Raw genomic sequence first — 3,320 nt, 5'->3', positions numbered from 1 at the left:
GGATTATGTTATTGGTGCTCACCTCATGTCAACCTTTGAAGTCGGGAAAGTTGGCATCGTATATGGTCCAATGATGGCGGCGCCAGATGGTTTCTTTCTTACGATTAAAGGAAAGGGAGGCCACGGATCGGCGCCGCATGAAACGATTGACAGTATCGCAATCGGTGCACAAGTAGTTACGAATCTTCAATATATTGTTTCGCGCAACACAGATCCTTTAGATAATTTGGTACTATCTATCGGGAAATTTTCTGGGGGAGAAGCGGCAAATGTCATTGCGAACTCTGTAGAAATAAGCGGGACGGTTCGCAGTTTTGACTTGAAATTCCGTGAATCCACGCCAGTTCTTATGGAAAGGGTCATCAAAGGAATTACAGAAGCACATGGCGCCTCGTATGAGTTTAAATATCTAACCGGATATCGTCCAGTCATAAACGATGATGAAGTAACCAAGGTTATTGAGGAAACAGTTCGTGAGGTCTATGGCGAAGAGGCTGTCGATCTTCAAGGGCCGAAGATGGGAGCTGAGGATTTTTCGGCTTTCCAACAGAAAGCACCTAGCAATTACTTCTTAATTGGAGCTGGGAATCAGGAAAAGGGCATCATTTATCCTCACCATCATCCACGTTTTACTTTTGATGAAGACGCCATGGAATATGGAGTAAACATTTTTATTAATGCTGTATGTAAGATTTTAGTATAGAATACCTTGAATTGTATGCGAAATTAGCTACTTGTAACGTTCAAAATTGAATGTATATCAATAAAATAAAAACTAGAACGGGGAAAAGGGGCAAGAGATGGGGATACGCAACGAAGATTTCACATTAAATGAAATCAACGAAGGGGACAAGCCTAAAGCAGGTAAGAAGTGGCTGAAGCTCCCACATGTATATGTTATTTTAGTTACCATGCTTTTGATTTGTTATGCTGCAACATTGTTGGTGCCAAAAGGTCAATTTGAAAGAGTGGAAGGACCGACAGGAGCGCCAATTTTGGTGCCGGGGACGTTTAAGTTTGTGGATGCTCCCAATTTGACTCCTTTTGATTTAATGTTTTCGATACCTACTGGGATGGTTCAGGCAGGTGAAATCATCTTTGGTGGTTTAATGATTGGGGCGCTGTTCAGTGTTATTGAACGCACAGGCCTTCTAACCTTAGGCATTCAAAGAATTAATAAGGCATTTCAAACAAGAAGTATATGGGTCATTCCCGTATTGATGATTCCTATGGCTACTTTTACGGCATTTACAGGGGCCATGGAGATGGGGCTTATGTATGCACCCATCATGATCCCGTTAATGTTGAATTTGGGTTATGATCGTTTCACAGCAACTGCGATGGTGCTTGTTAGTACGGCTGCTGGGTTTAGTGTTGCACTTACTTCCCCTGCCACAGTTGGGCTTTCCCAGACATTAATGGAGTTGCCACTATACTCAGGAATTGGCTTTCGGGCGATTTTCATGGTGATTACCGTATTAATTGGGATTTGGTATGTGTGGCGTTATGCGCGTAAGATTGAGAGAAATGCCTCGCTCGGATACTTATATGGAGATGGTTTGGATGCTCAATATCTTAATAGTGATGAGCAAACAGAAGAAAAAGCTTCAAAAAGGCAAATCTTTGCCATTCTCTTTTTGCTCGCTGGCATAGGTGTTATGATTTATGGCTTGCTGAACTGGGGATGGTATTTCACTCAAATTGGTGGTTGGTATGCATTTATGGGGATTGTTCTCGGCTTAATTTGTGGTCTCAATCCAAGCACTATTGCTGAAGTATTTAATGAAGGATTTAAAAAAGTGCTCCTAGGTGTTTTGATTATTGGTCTATCAAGGGCCATTTCAGTTATTCTTGAGAACGGGAATATTTTGGATACGATTGTAAATGGTATTAGCGTAGTGGTGAGTTCCATGCCAAGTCAGATAGCTGCTCTGGTTATGATGGTCTTTCAATCTTTATTTAACTTTTTCGTTGGATCTGGAAGTGGACAAGCCATGATTACCATGCCTATTATGAGCGGGTTGTCCGATTTACTCGGAGTCACAAGGCAAACAGCGATTTTGGCATTTCAGTATGGTGACGGCTTTACAAACATTCTTTACCCTAGCGGTTTGTTTATGGCAATATTAGCTATTGCTCAAGTGCCTTATACAAAATGGGTTCGCTTTATTGCTCCACTACTACTAATTTGGTATGGAGTAGCGGCTGCTTCCTTAATCATTGCCCAATCTATAGGGTGGGGAGCTAACTTATAATTGAAGGTTTTAGATGGAAGAAATATGCATGTTTGAGAGATAGGGAATAGCCATTTTTAAAAATTCTAAAAATTGAAATATTTATATTTAGCTGAAGGTCAAAAGGGGGAATTCCCCCTTTTGCTTTTTGATATGTCTAACGGTTATTAGATAGGATGTGTATTACATAGAAGATAACTTAGCCTATTAGGAAAGTTACGATGGACAAGTAAGCAATGGAGGGTTTCTATGACAAAAACCATTTATACGAATGGAATGATTTATACACTAGATGCAAGCCATCCTAAGGTTGAAACAGTAGTAGTTGAGAACGGAAGGATTGTAGATGTCGGGTCTCACAAAGAAATGATATTGCAATGGGGCAGGGCGAAGACAAACATCATTGATTTACAAGGAAAGATGGCTACTCCTGGATTGATAGATAGCCACCTTCATCTTTCAGGTGTTGCTTTCAATTTTTTAGACCTTGATTTATGTGGTGTTACATCTAAAAGAGAAATGCTAGATAAGATAAGGGAGAAGGCAATGACGCTTTCCCCTGGAAAATGGCTAATCGGAATGGGATGGGATGAGAATCTGTTTGAAGACAAAAGTACAATCCCAACAATAGCTGAATTAGATTATGTGGCACCGCATTGTGCTGTATTTTTGAAAAGGATATGTCACCATGCTTTTTTAGTAAATAGCAAAGCCCTTGAAATGAGCGGCTATCATTCAGCAATTGAGGTTCCGATGGGAGGAAGCGTTGTTCTTGATCCTAACAAAAAGCCTACGGGATTACTTCTTGAATCAGCCTCAAATCTTATTACGGCCTCTATTCCTGAAAAAACGTATGATGAATTAATATGCGGGCTGGAGCAAGCAATGAACCATGCTGTAAAAAATGGTTTAACAAGTGTCCATACAAATGATCCTTTATATCTTGGTGGTTTGAATCAGACATATAAGATGTATGATCAATTAATTAATCAAGAAAGAAAAGGATTACGGTGCAATCTCCTTATAGACTATCCATTTCTTGACCAATTGAAAGAAAGGGGGATGTATACGGGATATGGTAATGAG

3 protein-coding genes are annotated in these 3,320 nt (G+C 40.2%); all 3 read left to right on the top strand.

The genetic code is table 11. From position 1 onward, the window contains the following. On the top strand, positions 1-703 hold a 703-nt coding region (locus AC1DUW_RS24065; RefSeq protein ID WP_477643650.1), incomplete at its 5' end, for an amidohydrolase. Between the two features lie 97 nt (positions 704-800). After that, positions 801-2,255: a YfcC family protein gene (locus AC1DUW_RS24060; RefSeq protein ID WP_477643649.1), complete on the top strand. Its 1,455-nt coding sequence runs from the start codon at positions 801-803 to the stop codon at positions 2,253-2,255. A 228-nt stretch (positions 2,256-2,483) separates the two neighbouring features. Then, on the top strand, positions 2,484-3,320 hold an 837-nt coding region (locus AC1DUW_RS24055; RefSeq protein ID WP_477643648.1), incomplete at its 3' end, for an amidohydrolase.

The organism is Peribacillus sp. P4_C12 (assembly GCF_056402095.1).
Note: the sequence above shows the minus strand (reverse complement) of the source record. Positions and strands in the feature narration are given on the sequence as shown.